This is a genomic window from Methylobacterium sp. Leaf465 (genome assembly GCF_001424705.1).
GTDB lineage: Bacteria > Pseudomonadota > Alphaproteobacteria > Rhizobiales > Beijerinckiaceae > Methylobacterium.
In genome coordinates this window covers 181701-196037 of the sequence record NZ_LMRA01000048.1, presented here as the reverse complement: position 1 = coordinate 196037, position 14337 = coordinate 181701, and the positions used below count along the sequence as shown (strand labels likewise).

Annotated in this window: 16 protein-coding genes; all 16 read right to left on the bottom strand. The window is 70.5% G+C overall.

What is annotated here, in order from left to right; all coding sequences use genetic code 11:
• Positions 1–234 precede the first annotated feature (234 nt).
• Positions 235–1671, bottom strand: a complete 1437-nt coding sequence (gene radA / locus ASG51_RS22825; protein ID WP_056218973.1) for a DNA repair protein RadA — start codon at positions 1669–1671, stop codon at positions 235–237.
• Positions 1672–1719: 48 nt separating this feature from the next.
• Entirely contained in the window at positions 1720–2817 is a 1098-nt protein-coding gene (alr, locus tag ASG51_RS22820; RefSeq protein ID WP_056383209.1) for an alanine racemase, read from the bottom strand.
• Between the two features lie 20 nt (positions 2818–2837).
• Complete coding sequence (locus tag ASG51_RS22815; protein WP_082487664.1) at positions 2838–3344, bottom strand: DUF29 domain-containing protein; 507 nt, start codon at positions 3342–3344, stop codon at positions 2838–2840.
• Positions 3345–3462: 118 nt separating this feature from the next.
• Positions 3463–4950: a replicative DNA helicase gene (locus ASG51_RS22810; RefSeq protein ID WP_056218979.1), complete on the bottom strand. Its 1488-nt coding sequence runs from the start codon at positions 4948–4950 to the stop codon at positions 3463–3465.
• A 290-nt stretch (positions 4951–5240) separates the two neighbouring features.
• Complete coding sequence (rplI, locus tag ASG51_RS22805) at positions 5241–5804, bottom strand: 50S ribosomal protein L9 (protein WP_056218980.1); 564 nt, start codon at positions 5802–5804, stop codon at positions 5241–5243.
• A 29-nt stretch (positions 5805–5833) separates the two neighbouring features.
• Entirely contained in the window at positions 5834–6859 is a 1026-nt protein-coding gene (locus ASG51_RS22800; RefSeq protein WP_056218984.1) for a DUF2232 domain-containing protein, read from the bottom strand.
• Between the two features lie 163 nt (positions 6860–7022).
• Entirely contained in the window at positions 7023–7310 is a 288-nt protein-coding gene (rpsR, locus tag ASG51_RS22795; protein WP_056173092.1) for a 30S ribosomal protein S18, read from the bottom strand.
• A 3-nt stretch (positions 7311–7313) separates the two neighbouring features.
• On the bottom strand, positions 7314–7790 hold the full coding sequence (gene rpsF / locus ASG51_RS22790) for a 30S ribosomal protein S6 (RefSeq protein WP_055956175.1): 477 nt from the start codon (positions 7788–7790) through the stop codon (positions 7314–7316).
• Positions 7791–8245: 455 nt separating this feature from the next.
• Positions 8246–8509: a PepSY domain-containing protein gene (locus ASG51_RS22785; protein ID WP_056273282.1), complete on the bottom strand. Its 264-nt coding sequence runs from the start codon at positions 8507–8509 to the stop codon at positions 8246–8248.
• Positions 8510–8576: 67 nt separating this feature from the next.
• On the bottom strand, positions 8577–9314 hold the full coding sequence (locus ASG51_RS22780; RefSeq protein ID WP_156389837.1) for a pseudouridine synthase: 738 nt from the start codon (positions 9312–9314) through the stop codon (positions 8577–8579).
• Positions 9315–9328: 14 nt separating this feature from the next.
• Positions 9329–10249, bottom strand: coding sequence for a methyltransferase (locus ASG51_RS22775; protein ID WP_156389830.1), 921 nt, complete (start codon positions 10247–10249; stop codon positions 9329–9331).
• Positions 10250–10376: 127 nt separating this feature from the next.
• Entirely contained in the window at positions 10377–11279 is a 903-nt protein-coding gene (gene era / locus ASG51_RS22770) for a GTPase Era (protein ID WP_156389836.1), read from the bottom strand.
• 79 nt (positions 11280–11358) lie between these two features.
• Positions 11359–12153: a ribonuclease III gene (rnc, locus tag ASG51_RS22765; RefSeq protein ID WP_056383205.1), complete on the bottom strand. Its 795-nt coding sequence runs from the start codon at positions 12151–12153 to the stop codon at positions 11359–11361.
• 13 nt (positions 12154–12166) lie between these two features.
• Positions 12167–12967 (bottom strand): signal peptidase I, encoded by an 801-nt coding sequence (lepB, locus tag ASG51_RS22760; RefSeq protein ID WP_056218999.1) that lies wholly within the window; start codon positions 12965–12967, stop codon positions 12167–12169.
• A gap of 116 nt (positions 12968–13083) precedes the next feature.
• A complete protein-coding gene (gene acpS, locus ASG51_RS22755) occupies positions 13084–13497 on the bottom strand; it encodes a holo-ACP synthase (protein ID WP_056353278.1) in 414 nt (137 codons plus the stop codon).
• A complete protein-coding gene (locus ASG51_RS22750; protein ID WP_056383203.1) occupies positions 13494–14255 on the bottom strand; it encodes a pyridoxine 5'-phosphate synthase in 762 nt (253 codons plus the stop codon). The genes acpS and ASG51_RS22750 overlap by 4 nt, the downstream gene beginning before the upstream one ends.
• Positions 14256–14337 lie beyond the last annotated feature (82 nt).

The following is a 14337-nucleotide window of genomic DNA, read 5'->3' as shown; positions in this document are numbered from 1 at the left end:
CCATGACGACGTCTTCCGGCCGTTTCCGACGGCAAGAAAGCCGGCCGAGCGCCGCGTTGCTCGGCGGCGTGCCGGCCGTCTTCTGGTTTTGCGCCGAAACACATCGCCGGGATCGCGGGCCTGACCTTCCGCCCGGCCGGGATCGTCTGTCGGCCCTCCGCTCGGGCCGGCGCTAGACCTGATCCGAGGTCTCGAGCGAGGCCCGCTCACCGGGCCGCCCGTGCGGCCGAGGGCCTAATCGTCGTCGCCGTAATCGGGCGGGTTGTGGCCGCGGCGCTGCGCGACCCGGCGCGGACCGTTGCTGGCGATGCCCGCCACCATGTCTGCGATGTGGCGCAGGGCCTCCGTCGAGAGGGCGCCGTCGCCGCCCTCGCCGCGCCCCTGCGGCATCACCGCCTTGGCGAAGCCGAGCTTCAGCGCCTCCTTGAGCCGCGCCGGGGCCTGGGCCACCGGGCGGACCGCACCGGAGAGCCCGATCTCGCCGAAATACACCGTCTCGGGCGGCAGCGTGGCCCCGGACAGGGACGAGACCAGGGCGGCGGCCACCGCGAGATCGGCGGCGGGCTCCGAGATGCGCAGGCCGCCCGCCACGTTGAGGTAGACGTCGTGCGTGCCCAGGCGGATGCCGCCATGGGCCTCCAGCACCGCCAGCACCATCGACAGGCGGTTCGGGTCCCAGCCGACCACCGCCCGACGGGGCATCCCGAGGGAGGAGGGCGCCACGAGGGCCTGGATCTCGACGAGGAGCGGGCGCGTGCCCTCCATGCCGGCGAAGACCGCGGTGCCGGGGGCCGCGTGGTCGCGGCCGGCGAGGAACAGCGCGGACGGATTCGGAACCTCGGCCAGTCCCATGTCGGTCATCTCGAACACGCCGATCTCGTCGGTGGGCCCGAAGCGATTCTTCACCGCGCGCAGGATGCGGAAGTGATGACCCTGGTCGCCCTCGAAGGAGGCGACGGCATCGACCATGTGCTCGACGACGCGGGGGCCGGCGATCTGACCGTCCTTGGTCACGTGCCCGACGAGGATCACCGCCGTGCCGCTGGTCTTGGCGAAGCGGATCAGGGTCTGGGCCGAGCCGCGCACCTGCGTGACGGTGCCGGGGGCGGATTCCACGGTCTCGGTCCACATGGTCTGGATCGAATCGATGATCGCGAGCGCCGGCGGGCGCCCCTGCGACAGGGTCTCGACGATGTCCTCGACATTGGTCTCGGCCGCCAGTTCGACCGCCGCCGAGGTCAGGCCCAGGCGCTCGGCCCGCAGGCGCACCTGCGCCACCGCCTCCTCGCCCGAGATGTAGACGACGCGCTCGCCCGTGCGGGCCATGGCGGCGGAGGCCTGCATCAGCAGGGTCGACTTGCCGATGCCGGGATCGCCGCCCAGGAGGATCACCGAACCGCGCACGAAGCCGCCCCCGGTGACGCGGTCGAGCTCGTTGATCCCCGACGGGATGCGCGGCGCCTCCTTCACCGCGCCGGTCAGGCCCTCCAGGGCGAAGACGCGGCCGCGGGCCCGGCTCGGCCGCGTCTTGACCGGCCCGGACTGGGGACCGGTGGCCCCGGTCTCCTCCACGATGGTGTTCCAGCCGTTGCAGGCCTCGCAGCGCCCGCGCCAGCGGTTGTAGACCGCCCCGCAGGACTGGCAGACGAAGCTCTGTTGGATCTTGGCCATCGCGATTCCGCTGGAGGAGCCGGAGGACTCGCCCGGATCAGGCGGAGGTCAGCCCCCGGTTCCTGTCACATAATGGCGAACATAGCGAGAACCCAGACCCGTCAGGATCTCGTAGCCGATGGTGCCGGCGGCGCGTCCGACCGTGTCGACGTCGAGGGCATCGCCGATCAGGGTCGCGGTCGTGCCGCGCCGGGTCTCGGGGGCGTCGGTGACGTCGAGGATGACGAGGTCCATCGAGATCAGCCCGAGGATGGGGCAGCGGACGCCGTCGACCAAGGCGATGCCGCGTCCGCTCGCGGCGCGCGGATAGCCGTCCGCGTAGCCCATCGAGAGGGTCGCCAGCCGCCGCGGCTCGGTGGCCCGCCAGCGGCCGTTATAGCCGCAGGTCTCTCCCGGCGAGACGTCGCGGATCTGCGCGACCTGCGCGTCCAACCGCACCACCGGCCGCATCGGGTTGGGCTTCCACGGGGTCGGGTTGCCGCCGAACAGGGCGTAGCCGGGCCGCAGCAGGTCGTGATGCGCCGCCGCCCCGAGGAAAATCCCGGAGGAGTTGGCGAAGGAGCCGGGCAGTCCGGGATGCGCGGCCCGAACCCGCGCGAAATCCGCCCTCTGGCGCGTGTTGACCGGGTCGCTCGCCAGTTCGGCGCTGACGAGGTGGGTCATCAGCAGCGCGATGCCGGCGCGCGCGATCAGCGGATCGCCCGAGAGTGCCAGGGCCTCGGGCACCGAGAGGCCGAGGCGGTTCATGCCGGTGTCCACGTGCAGGGCCGCCGGAAGGGGGGCGGCGGCGGCCTCCGCCAGGGCGGCCCATTCGGCGAGTTCCTCCCGGCTGCCGAGGACCGGCCGCAGCGCATGCGCCGCCAGCGTCGGGCCGAGGCCGGGCAGGAGGCCGTTCAGCACGTAGATCGTCGCCTCGGGCAGGATGGCCCGGGCCGCGATCCCCTCGCTCAGGTGCGCGACGAAGAACGTCCGGCACCCGGCCGCCCACAGAGCGGGCGCGACCCGGGCGAGGCCGCAGCCATAGGCATCCGCCTTGACCACGGCGGCGCACGCCACCCCCGGCGCCTGCGCTCCGAGCCGCCGCCAGTTCTCCGCGATGGCCGCCAGGTCGATGGTGAGGCGGGCGCCGTGGGTGCCTTCGAGCATCGGGCGCCGTTCCAAATCATTCAGGGCTCGGATGAGATGCCCGCCTTCTCGTTGGCGGCCTGGGGCCAGGGCATGTCACGGTTCAGCACCGCGTCGGCGGAATAGGGACAGGTCTCGGGAAAGGTGGCCTCTGGGAGATTCGTCTCGGCCGCCGCCTCGATCCGTGCGCGTCGATAGGCACGGGCCAGGAGGTCCTCCATCTGCGCTCCGAGGCTCGGACTGTCCTCCATCCGCTCCAGTGCGGCGAGGCGCTGGACGCGGATGGAGGTCGTCCAGCTCCGACTTCGCATGTCCGGCTGATGGTCCCATTTCAGAAGGTGCAGCAGGATGATCCGAAGTGCGCTCGTCAGGGCGTTCCGTTCCGCGCGCGCCACCGATTCCACCTCGTCGATCAGATGAGGGATGTCGAGCTTCGCCCAGGCGCGCTGACGCAGATGTCCGGCCTGTTCAAGGGACCAGGCGGCCAGATCGCCGTCATAGGAGGCGCCGAGGCGCGGTTCGGCCTCGACGCGCTTGGGATGTGCCACGGTCGCTCCTTCTCGCGTCCGAGTGCGACGGTTCACGAATGCGGGCGATCTTACAGGATTCCGGGATCGTCCGCGAGGCGCGTCGGCGCGCAGGCGGCCCCGGCCAGAAGCCGTCCGCCTACATCTGCTCCGGCAGGCGGTCGGACTGCGCGAGATCCGAGAAGCGCGTGATGTTGGCGTCGAACTGCAGCTCGACGGTGCCGGTGGGGCCGTGACGCTGCTTGCCCAGGATCACCTCGGCCTTGCCGTGCACGCGGTTCATCTCGGCCTCCCAGGCGAAGAACTCCTCCGTGCCTTCGCGGGGCTTCTTGTTGTTGACGTAGTATTCCTCGCGGAAGACGAACATCACCACGTCGGCGTCCTGCTCGATCGAGCCCGATTCGCGCAGGTCGGCGAGCTGCGGGCGCTTGTCCTCGCGGTTCTCGACCTGACGGGAGAGCTGGGACAGGGCGATGATCGGCACCGCCAGCTCCTTGGCCAGCGCCTTCATGCCGGTGGTGATCTCGGTCATCTCCTGCACGCGGTTGTCGCTGCGCTTGCCCGAGCCGGAGAGCAGCTGCAGGTAGTCGACGATGAGGAGATCGAGGCCCTTCTGGCGCTTGAGGCGCCGGGCGCGGGCGGCGAGCTGCGCGATGGAGATGCCGCCGGTCTGGTCGATGTAGAACGGGATCGTCTGCATGTCCCGGGCGGCATCGGTGATCTTGTAGAATTCCGCCGGCTGGATGTCGCCGCGGCGGATCTTGTAGGACGGCACGCCCGACTGCTCGGCGATGATACGGGTCGCCAATTGCTCGGCCGACATTTCGAGGGAGAAGAAGCCGACGATGCCGCCGTTCTTCGTCTCGGTCCGGCCGTCCGGCAGCTTCTCCGACTGGTAGGCCTTGGCGACGTTGAAGGCGATGTTGGTGACGAGCGAGGTCTTGCCCATGGCCGGGCGCCCCGCGAGGATGATCAGATCCGAGCGCTGCAGGCCGCCCATCTTGGCGTCGAGGTCCGACAGGCCGGTGGCGACGCCCGAGAGCTTGCCCTCGCGCTGGTAGGCCTTGGCCGCCATGTCCACCGCGGCCGTGAGGGCGTCGGAGAACTTCTGGAAGCCGCCATCGTACTTGCCCGATTCGGCGAGCTCGTAGAGACGCCGCTCGGTGCCCTCGATCTGGTCGCGGGGCGAGGATTCCACCGGCGCCTCGTAGGCGCCGTTCACCAGGTCCTCGCCGATGGTGATGAGGCGGCGGCGGATGGCGAGGTCGTAGATGGTGCGGCCGTAATCGCCGGCATTGATGACGGTGGTGGCCTCGGCGGCGAGGCGCGCCAGGTACTGCATCACCGTCTGGCCGCCGAGGTCGGCGTCGCCCAGGTAGGTCTTCAGGGTGATGGGGGTCGCGAGCTTGCCCGCCTTGATGAGCTGCGAGGCCACCTCGAAGATCTTGCGGTGGACGTCCTCCATGAAGTGCTCGGGCAGGAGGAAGTCCGAGATCCGGTAATAGGCGTCGTTGTTCACCAGGATCGCGCCGAGCAGGGCCTGCTCCGCATCGATGTTGTGCGGCGCGACGCGGAATTCCTGCGCGACGGGCTGAAGGTTGGCCGTCAGGGCGTTGGGCAGGGCCATGGGCTGATTCGAGGCTCCGACTCGTCGATTCATCGTCCGCGCGGTGGTCCGCCGCCGCACGTCGCTATCGCCCGACCATGGCGCCGGCATGGTTAGCCGAACCTTAGCCGATTCGCGCTTTGCGGCTTCCCGTTCCGTCGCGGCCGCATTCTTTGGACGCGCGGACGGGGAGGGCGGTCGCAGAAACGCCCGCCATCCTCGCGGATGACGGGCGTCCATGCTGGAACAAATGCGGAACTAGTCAACCGTTAAGGCCGGTCGTCCCCATTCTTCACCGTCCTGTGGCGTGATTACTCGCGGTCGTCGCCGGCCTCGGCGAGGGCGGCACCGACCTCGAGACCGAGGTCGTCGAGGTTGAAGGCCTCGCGCTCGGTGGTGGACTCGCCGCGGGCCTGACGCTCGGCCTCTTCGGGCGAACGGGCGACGTTCACCGTGATCGAGACCTCCACCTCGGGGTGCAGCACGACCGGGACGGTGTGCAGGCCCAGGGTCTTGATCGGCTGGTTGAGGGCGAACTGGTCGCGGCCCACGGTGAAGCCGTCGGCGGTGACGACGTCGGCCAGGTCGCGGGTCGAGACCGAGCCGTAGAGCACGCCGGTCTCGCCCGACTGGCGGATGAGCACGAAGCTCTTGCCCTCGAGGGTCTCGGCGACGGACTGCGCTTCGGACTTGCGCTCGAGGTTGCGGGCCTCGAGCTGGGCGCGCTGGGTCTCGAAGTGCTTCTTGTTGCCGTCGGTGGCGCGCAGGGCCTTGCCGCGGGCGAGGAGGAAGTTGCGGGCGTAGCCCGGCTTCACGTTCACGGTCTCGCCCATCTGGCCGAGCTTGGCGACGCGCTCGAGGAGGATGACTTCCATGGTGTTGGTCCTTCGGTTGGGGGGGAGGATCAGGGTCGTCCGGCCGCGTCGCGGGGACGTCGGCGGTCGAGGGCGGTATCGGCGATGCCGAACAGGGTCAGGGCGACGAGAGCGACGCCCTGGGTGAAGAAGAGGATCAGGTAGAGGCCGAGCAGGAGGGCGAGGCGCCCGGGCCGGCCGCGGCTGCGGTCGTGGAAGGCGGCGAGGCCCTGGATGGCGAAAGCGGCGCTGAGCGCCCCCGCCACGGCGACGCCGAGCACGCCCGGATAGCCCGGCACCAGGGCGAGCAGCACCGCACCCCCGAGCACGGCCAGCACCCGGCGCGGCATCATCGTCGCGGCGAGGTCCGGCCAGGGGCGGAGCAGGCGCCCGGAGATGCGCACGATGCGGGCGGCAGCCCAGAGATAGAAGGTCAGCAGGACCGTGAGGCCGTGGGTGGCGAGCCCGGGCGCGATGGCCGCGAGGGCGTTGGCGACCTCCGTCCGGGTCGCCTCGGCGGGATCCTGCGGACCCGGCTCGGCCGGGGCCTCGGCCGGAGGCTTGGCGTCTGCCTCGGGGGCGTCCGGCTTCGGAGCGGGGGGCGCCGGATTGGCGGCGCGGTCAGCCCGGACCTGGATCAGCGTCCGGGTCATGCCCCGCAGCTGGGACTGGAAGGTCTCGTAGTTCGGGGCGGCGATGACCGCGATGGCCACGAAGGCGAGGCCGGCCGTCCCGGCGGTCCAGGCGAGCAGGCGCCCGGTCGGATACCATTCCATCGTGCCGTCGGCGCCCGGCCGTCCGAGCAGCGCCAGATAGGCGAGCCACCAGGCGGGCAGGGCGAGATAGGCGAAGAAGCCGAGGCCGAGGAAGGGCTGGACCACGAGGGCGAGGGCCAGGGCGCCGGTCACGGCGGCCACGAGAGCGGCCCGGTGGCTCCAGCCGAGGCCCACGATCAGGATCGGGAGCGGGGCGAGCAGGTAGAGCAGGATCGCGAGCGCCGTCGCCTTCAGCAGGACGCCGAAGAGGAGGGCGGAGACGAGGCCCGCGCCGATACCGATGCCGAGAAACTGTGTCATCAATCCCGCTGTCCCACTGTCCCGGTCCGGGCAGGGTTAGAGGCACGTCCGGCCCCAACGATTCCCGGCCCACCTGTCGGATCGGCCGGTACGAACCTGTGTGCCGCGCGAGCGGCGTGAGGCCCCGGCCCGTGGTGACGGGCCGGGGCGAGCGCCGGGGCGCTTACTTGATCACGTAGGGCAGGAAGCCGAGGAAGCGGGCGCGCTTGATCGCCTGGGCGAGCTCGCGCTGCTTCTTGGCCGACACGGCCGTGATGCGCGACGGCACGATCTTGCCGCGCTCGGAGACGTAGCGCGACAGGAGCTTGACGTCCTTGTAGTCGATCTTGGGCGCGTTCGCGCCCGAGAAGGGGCAGGTCTTCCGACGACGGAAGAAGGGACGGCGTCCGCCGCCCGCACCACCACCAGCCCCGCCAGCGGCGGGTGCACCGGGTCCAGCACCAAATGCCATGACTTAAGCCTCCCCGCCGAAGCTGCGCTCGGGGCGGTCGCCCCGGTCGCCGCGATCACCCCGGTCGCCGCGATCGCGGTCGCCGCCGAATCCACCACCGCCGAAGCCTTCGTCGTCCCGACGACGGCCGCGCTCACGATCTTTGCGGTCGTCGCGGTCGCGCTTCTGCATCATCGCCGACGGCTCGGACTCGAGCTCTTCGACGCGGACGGTCATGAAGCGGAGGACGTCCTCGGAGATCTGCATCTGGCGCTCCATCTCGGCCAGAGCGGCCGGGGGGGCGTCGACGTTGAGGAGCGTGAAATGCGCCTTGCGGTTCTTCTTGATGCGGTAGGCGAGGGACTTCACGCCCCACATCTCGATCTTCTCGACCTTGCCGCCATTGGCTTCGATGACGCCCTTGTAGGTCTCGACCATGGTCTCGACCTGCTGGGCCGTCACGTCCTGGCGCGCCAGGAAGACGTGTTCGTAGAGAGGCATTAACGGGCCCTTCATATTCAAAGGGACCCGACGGCACGAAAAACGTGCGGGAAAGGAAGCGTCGGGCCGGTTCATCCGCAATCGCCCGGCGCCAAGCCCTTCGAGCCGTTTGAAGGCCCGAGCGGTTGATCGAAGGCGGAGACACGGGACGACGGGATCGGCCCTTCACGAGGCTTCACCCTGTGCCGAAAGAATCGACACCGTCCGTTCAGCCCCCAGCCGGAGCGAACGCGAGGGGTGGCGGATAAACGAGTCGGTCGGGATTGGCAAGCGGGGGCGGACGCGGGGGGCTGTCCGAGCCGCCGCCCGGAGCCTGATCCGCTTCGAACGGATCGTCACCCGGGCCGGCGGGTCGACCCCGCAACGCGGGCGGGCCGGGATGAGTCCGCGACGCGGCGGGCCGGGTCGGAAGGCCGATCGCGGCGTTCGCGACCGATCGACCGATCGGGACCGGCTTACTTGTCCGGCTTCTCCGAGAGGATCGCGCCGGTCTTCGGGTCGGCGTGGAACTGCATCTTGACGCCGTTCTTCACGCCCTCGCCCTCCCAGTGGCCGTCATCGGCCTCGAATTCGGTGATGCTGGTGTAGCCCGCGGCCATCAGCTTCTGCTTGACCTGATCGGCCGGCATCCAGTCGGCGCCCGGCGTGTCGGCCAGGGCGAGGCTCGCCGGGCCGGTGCTGAGGGCGAGGGCGAGGAGGAGCGTCGAGAACCGGTTCATTGCGGATCACCCGTCGGGTTGGCGTTCGCCGATCCAACAGGTCGCGCCGGGTCCGGTTCCGGACCGGTCAGGGCGCCTCGCCCGCGAAGATCGCGGCGATCTCCGCCGGGCCGAGGACGCGGTATTCGCCTGGCGCGAGGTCGTCCGGCAGGCCGAGGCCTCCGACGCGGTCGCGGTGAAGGGCGGTGACGTGGTTGCCCAGAGCGGCGAACATGCGCCGGACCTGATGATAGCGCCCCTCGTGCAGGGTCACCACGGCGCCGGTCTCGCCCTTGGCCTCGAACCCGACCGGCAGGAGCGGCTTCTCCTCGCCTTCCAGCATCAGCGTGCCGGAGGCGAGGACCGTGCCCTCGTCGCCCTTCAGCGGACGATCCAGGGCGACGCGGTAGCGCTTGGCCACGTTGGCCTTCGGCGCGATGATCCGATGCAGGAGGGCGCCGTCATCGGTGAGGAGCAGGAGGCCGGAGGTCTCCTTGTCCAGGCGGCCGACCGTGGAGAGGGCGGGGTCGCGCCGGCGCCAGCGATCGGGCAGGAGACCGTAGACGAGGGGGCCCGCCTCCTTGTGCGAGCAGGTCACGCCGAGGGGCTTGTGCAGCATCAGGGTCAGGCCCGGCGGCGGGTCGAGGGCGGCGCCGTCGACGGTCATCCGCTGGGCAAGGTCCGGCGTCACCGGGATGCGCTGATCCGCGTCGCGCAGGGGCGAGCCGTCGAGGACCACGAGGCCGGCGCGGGTGAGGAGCGCGATCTCCCGCCGCGAGCCGTAGCCCATATTGGCGAGCAGGCGGTCGAGGCGCAGCTGCGCGATCTTGGCCGGCCGCGTCATCGGCGCGCCTCGTAGATCTTGTAGCCGCCGGCCGAGGCCTTCAGCGTCACGCTCTTGAAGGCCGCCTTCAGGGGCGCCTCGTAGGGCAGGTGGGTGTTGGCGGTGAGCCAGAGGCTGCCCCCCGGGCGCAGGGCTTCCGCCGCCCGGGCGATGAAGGCCTGGCCGAGGGCCTGGTCCTCGGCGCCGCCGTCGTGGAAGGGGGGGTTCATCACCACGAAGTCCAGCCGCGACAGGCCGAGGCCGCCGGCGCGGATATCGGCCCAGCGCAGGGTGGCGCGCGGATCGCCGACGTTGCGCGTCGCCATCTCGATGGCGCGCCGGTCGAGGTCGATCAGCGTCAGGGCCGTCACCTTCGGCGAATGGAGGACGGCCCGGGCCAGGATGCCGAGGCCGCAGCCGAAATCGGCGCCGGCGCCGGCGAGGGGCGGCAGGTGGGCGAGGAGCAGGGCCGTGCCGGGATCGAGGCGGTCGTAGGAGAAGATCCCGGCCTGCGTGCAGAGGGCGAGGTTGTCGATGTGGCGCGGACCGCCCTCGTGGAGGGCGTCCTCGAGACCGCTGATCGCTTCCGGGCGCGTGCCGACGCAGATCCGGTGGTGGCGCCGCGCCTCCTCCTGAACCGCGCAGCCGAACCCGGCGAGTTCCTTCGCGAGGCGGCTGCCGCCGCGATCCTTGGGGGCCAGCGCCGTCAGACGCCCGCCGGGCTGCAGGGCCTTGAGGCCGAGTGCCAGCACGTAGCGCCGCTCGATCGTCCCGGCCGGCGCCAGGATGTCGAGCCGCTCCAGGCGCCCGGGCTCCAGATCCTCGAGGCGGGCCGCGCCGGGGCTCAGTGGCGAGACCTGGACCGCGTGCGGGGGCACCTCCACCAGTTCCAGGGGCGGCGCGCCGTAGACGGCTTCCGAGACAGGCATGGTGGACATCGTGACGGGATCCGGCGCGACGGCGCGCGCGCCTCGACGGCTCAGGGCGTGACAGGAAATCGGGAGGCTCGGCCAGCGCGCGACAAGAATCGCCGCGGCGTCGATCTCCCGTTCTCATAGCTCATGCTCAGCCGCGCGGGAACTCCAGACCCATCTCCCGATAGCGCGCCGGATCGTCCGCCCAGTTCTCGCGCACCTTCACGTGCAGGAAGAGGTGCACCGTCTGCTCGGCCGCTTCCGCGATCTCGTGGCGGGCCGCCTGGCCGATGGCCTTGATGGTCTGGCCGCCCTTGCCGAGCACGATGGAGCGCTGGCTCTCGCGCTCCACGAAGATGGTCTGCTCGATGCGGACCGATCCATCGGGACGCACCTGCCACTGGTCCGTCTCGACGGTGGAGCGGTAGGGCAGTTCCTCGTGCAGGCGGTCGTAGAGCTTCTCGCGGGTGATCTCGGCGGCGAGCATCCGGATCGGCGCGTCCGAGACCTGGTCCTCCGGGTAGAGCCAAGGGCTCTTCGGCATCATGCCGGCCAACGTCGTCTTCAGCGTTTCGATGCCGTCGCCGTTCAGGGCCGAGACCATGAAGGTGTGCAGGAACGGAATCCGCTCGTTCAGGGAGGCCGCGAGGGCCAGCAGGCGGTCGCGCGGGATCAGGTCGATCTTGTTCAAGATCAGCACCTTGGGGCGCTTCACGTCCGGCAGCTTGGCCAGGATCGCGTCGACCTCCTCGCTCACGCCCTTGCGGGCGTCGATCAGCAGGCAGACCGCATCGGCATCCGAGGCGCCGCTCCAGGCCGAATGCACCATCGCGCGGTCGAGGCGGCGCTTGGGGGCGAAGATCCCCGGCGTGTCGACGAGGATGATCTGCGCGGTGTCGTGCATGACGATGCCGCGCACCAGGGCGCGGGTGGTCTGCACCTTGCGGGAGACGATCGAAACCTTGGTGCCCACGAGGCTGTTCAGCAGCGTCGACTTGCCGGCATTGGGGATGCCGATCAACGCGACGAACCCCGCGGTGGTGTTCTCCGGCATCGTCACCGCGGGAAGCGGCTGCAGCGGCGGCGGGGCGAAGTCGTCGTCGCCGTCGAAATCGTCGTCGGGCACATCGGCGTCAGGCATCGGGGGCATGTCCTTCAGCGACGTCCGCCGACGTCTCCTGGGTTCGGGAGGGAACGGGGCCGGTGATCTCGCGCTCCAGCACGAGGCGGGCGGCCTCCTGCTCGGCGAGGCGCTTCGAGGGGCCGATGCCGATGCCGGCCTCCAGTCCCTCGACGCGGACGGCGATCTGGAACACCGGCGCGTGGTCGGGGCCCGAGCGTTCGACCACTTCGTAGAACGGGATCGGCAGGGCCCGGGCCATGGCCCATTCCTGCAGGGCCGATTTTGCGTCGCGGCCGCGGGGGGCCGCCGTGTCGGTGTCGGGGGTGAAGGCCGCGTTGACGATGCCCTTGGCGACCTCGTAGCCGGCATCGAGGAACACCGCCCCGAGGATCGACTCGCACACGTCCGCCAGGATGGTCTGGTTGCGCCGTCCGCCGCTCTGAACCTCGCCGGGGCCGAGGGCGAGATGCGGGCCGACGTCCCAGGTGGTCGCAACTGCGGCGCAGGTCTCGCGCCGGACGAGCCCGGCGAGACGCCGCGACAGCTCGCCCTCGTCGGCCTGCGGAAACGCCTCGTAGAGGAGGTCGCCGATGGCGAGGCCGAGGACGCGATCGCCCAGGAATTCCAGGCGCTGGTAGCTGCCGAGCCGGCCGTTCCCGCCGGCCTTGCTCACGTGGGTGAGGGCCTGGACCAGCAGCTTCGGGTCGGCGAAGACGTGGCCGACCCGCGCCTCGAGCACCGCGAGGTCGGGCTTCGGACGGGGCGCGCGCCGCGCCCGGCTGGAGGGACGCGCCTCTTCGGTCACGATGGATAACGTCCTAGTGGATGGTCGTGAACAGCCGGTTCCAGCGCACCTTCGCCGGCCAGTTCCAGATCTGCCATGCCGGCGTGCCTTCGTCGATGGAGAAGAAGATCATCTCCGCGCGGCCGACGAAGTTCTCGAACGGCACGAAGCCGACATTGGCGAGATCGCGCGAATCCGTCGAGTTGTCGCGGTTGTCGCCCATCATGAAGAACCGGCCTTGCGGCACGGTGTAGGGCTCGGTGTTGTCCCAGTAGCCGTTGTCGCCGTCGCGCTCGATCACCCGGTGGGTGACGCCGTTGGGCAGGGTCTCGAGGTACTGCTCGGCCTTGGCCTGCTCGCCGTACGGCCCGGTGGTCTCGAAGGGCGCGATCTTCTCGCGCTTCACCGGCACGTCGTTGATGTAGAGCAGCCCGGCCTTCATCTGGATCTTGTCGCCGGGCAGGCCGATGACGCGCTTGATGTAGTCGGTGGCGTTGTCCTTGGGCAGCTTGAACACGGCGATGTCGCCGCGCTTGGGCTCGGCGCCCCAGATCCGGCCATCGGCCGTGAAGGGCAGGTACTCGCTCAAGGGCAGGGAGTACTTCGAATAGCCATAGGAATATTTTGAGACGAACAGGTAATCGCCGATCAGAAGCGTGGGAACGAGGGAGCCCGAGGGGATGTTGAACGGCTGGAACAGGAGCGTGCGCACCACCAGCGCGATCAGCAGCGCTTGGCCGCCGACCTTCAGCGTCTCCTTGATGCTCGCCCAGGTGCCGGTGTCAGCAGCCTTCAGGTCACGCTTCGTCTGCTGGTCCACGCGGGCACGTTCCATCTGGCTGCCATCTCCGGTCCGACGCTCGCGCCCGGATTCCGGGCGGCTTCCGTCGTTGACGGTCGACCGGCGGCATAGACCATGCGGAAAGGCGCCGCAACGCAGGGGGCTATCGGCTAAGTCCCGGGCGTGCTGTCCGGCACCGCCTCGATGATCACGAAGGCCTGAGCCATGGGCGGGTCGTCCGTGAGGGTGATGTGCAGCTTCGGCACGTGGCCGGCCGGGACCATCGCGGCGAGGTGCTCTGCGGCCGCCCCGGTGAGGCGGAGGGTCGGACGGCCGCCGGGCAGGTTCACCACCTCCATGTCGCGCCAGAAGACGCCCCGGGCGATGCCGGTGCCCAGCGCCTTGGCGCAGGCCTCCTTAGCGGCGAAGCGGCGGGCATAGGAGGGGGCCCGCGCCGCGCGGGCATCGCATTTGGCGCGCTCGCCATCGGTGAAGACCCGATGGGTGAAGCGCTCGCCGTAACGGTCCAGCGATTTCTCGATCCGGCGGATGTCGCAGAGGTCGGAGCCGATGCCGAGAATCATGCCCGGGCCGCGTCCATGGCAGCGCGCAGGTCGCGGATCGCCTGGGGCAGGCCGACGAAGATCGCTTCGCCGATGAGCGCGTGGCCGATGTTCAGCTCGGCAATCTCCGGCAGGGCCGCCACCGGACCGACGCTGTCGAGGGCCAGGCCGTGACCGGCATGGACCTCCAGGCCGAGTCCCGCCCCGTAGGTGGCCGCCCGGGCGATGCGGTCGAGCTCGTGCGCCGTGCGCGTGGCGTCGCCCTCGGCCACCGCCTCGCAGTAGCTGCCGGTATGGAGCTCGACCACCGGCGCCCCGAGCCGGCGGGCCGCCTCCATCACTGCCTCGTCCGGCTCGACGAAGAGCGAGACCCGGATGCCGGCCTCGGATAGGCGGGCGATGCGGGGTTGCAGGGCGTCATGGCCGCCGATGATGTCGAGGCCGCCCTCGGTGGTGCGCTCCGCCCGCTTCTCCGGCACCAGACAGGCGGCATGCGGCTTCAGCCGGATCGCCATCGCGATCATCTCGTCGGTGGCCGCCATCTCGAAATTGAGCGGCACCGTCAGGATGCGCGCCAGCGTCTCCATGTCGGCGTCGCGGATGTGCCGCCGGTCCTCGCGCAGATGCGCCGTGATCCCATCCGCTCCCGCCGCGACCGCCTCGCGGGCCGCGCGAATCGGATCGGGCGCCGTGCCGCCGCGGGCGTTCCGCACGGTCGCGACGTGGTCGATGTTGACGCCGAGCCGGAGGCGGCTCGGCCGAGAGGTAGGAAAGGACATGGAGGCGGACTCCGGGCACGGGCGTGGCGCCCTGACGGAACGGCGGACGCGCCCCTACATAGGTGCGGCGAGGCTTCAGGGG

What these genes read in the sequence shown, in the direction of transcription:
- radA (WP_056218973.1), bottom strand. Translation starts at nt 1,671, where the DNA reads ATGGCCAAGATCCAACAGAGCTTCGTCTGCCAGTCCTGCGGGGCGGTC.
- alr (WP_056383209.1), bottom strand. Translation starts at nt 2,817, where the DNA reads ATGCTCGAAGGCACCCACGGCGCCCGCCTCACCATCGACCTGGCGGCC.
- ASG51_RS22810 (WP_056218979.1), bottom strand. Translation starts at nt 4,950, where the DNA reads ATGGCCCTGCCCAACGCCCTGACGGCCAACCTTCAGCCCGTCGCGCAG.
- rplI (WP_056218980.1), bottom strand. Translation starts at nt 5,804, where the DNA reads ATGGAAGTCATCCTCCTCGAGCGCGTCGCCAAGCTCGGCCAGATGGGC.
- ASG51_RS22800 (WP_056218984.1), bottom strand. Translation starts at nt 6,859, where the DNA reads ATGACACAGTTTCTCGGCATCGGTATCGGCGCGGGCCTCGTCTCCGCC.
- rpsR (WP_056173092.1), bottom strand. Translation starts at nt 7,310, where the DNA reads ATGGCATTTGGTGCTGGACCCGGTGCACCCGCCGCTGGCGGGGCTGGT.
- rpsF (WP_055956175.1), bottom strand. Translation starts at nt 7,790, where the DNA reads ATGCCTCTCTACGAACACGTCTTCCTGGCGCGCCAGGACGTGACGGCC.
- ASG51_RS22785 (WP_056273282.1), bottom strand. Translation starts at nt 8,509, where the DNA reads ATGAACCGGTTCTCGACGCTCCTCCTCGCCCTCGCCCTCAGCACCGGC.
- ASG51_RS22775 (WP_156389830.1), bottom strand. Translation starts at nt 10,249, where the DNA reads ATGTCCACCATGCCTGTCTCGGAAGCCGTCTACGGCGCGCCGCCCCTG.
- era (WP_156389836.1), bottom strand. Translation starts at nt 11,279, where the DNA reads ATGCCGGAGAACACCACCGCGGGGTTCGTCGCGTTGATCGGCATCCCC.
- lepB (WP_056218999.1), bottom strand. Translation starts at nt 12,967, where the DNA reads ATGGAACGTGCCCGCGTGGACCAGCAGACGAAGCGTGACCTGAAGGCT.
- acpS (WP_056353278.1), bottom strand. Translation starts at nt 13,497, where the DNA reads ATGATTCTCGGCATCGGCTCCGACCTCTGCGACATCCGCCGGATCGAG.
- ASG51_RS22750 (WP_056383203.1), bottom strand. Translation starts at nt 14,255, where the DNA reads ATGTCCTTTCCTACCTCTCGGCCGAGCCGCCTCCGGCTCGGCGTCAAC.